Below are 476 nucleotides of genomic sequence, written 5' to 3' on the forward strand. Positions count from 1 at the left end.
TCCCAGTCGGTCGGGTTCCACGCCGCCAGGGTCGGGTTCGACAGCGTCACCGGCACCGTGTACGTGGAGTCCGCGGTCGCGAGGGCCGGGGTCTGCGCCGCGTAGTACGTCGACTCCGCGGTCTGCTCCAGGTAGGTGACCTCCAGCGTCGGGCGCAGCAGCGGCTCCTGCCCCTCCGAGGACAGCAGCATCGCCCGGGCGGTCTGGTTGGTCTCGTCGCGCTGGCGCAGCAGCAGCCCGTAGTTGGTCGCCGAGTTCTTCACCCAGCCGTCCACGGCCGGGGTGACGTCCCAGGTCTCCCACTCCGGGTCGTTGGTGAACCCGTTGAACCCGGCCTTCCACGACGTGTCGTAGTCACCACCGGCGGTGGTCCACGCGTTGGTCCCGTCGTAGGTGTTCCAGGTCGCCTTCGTCTCGGTGAAGTTGCGCTTGAGCTTGTAGACGTCGACGTACTCGTCGGTGTCCGTGCCCGGGTA

General features: G+C 68.3%; 1 protein-coding gene. It reads right to left on the bottom strand.

Annotated elements, in window-relative coordinates:
* Positions 1 to 476: DNRLRE domain-containing protein (locus ACL02O_RS34420; protein WP_412822359.1), on the bottom strand; the 476-nt coding region annotated here is incomplete at both ends.

The sequence above is a fragment of the Micromonospora mangrovicola genome, from assembly GCF_047200535.1.
Classification (GTDB): Bacteria; Actinomycetota; Actinomycetes; order Mycobacteriales; family Micromonosporaceae; genus Micromonospora.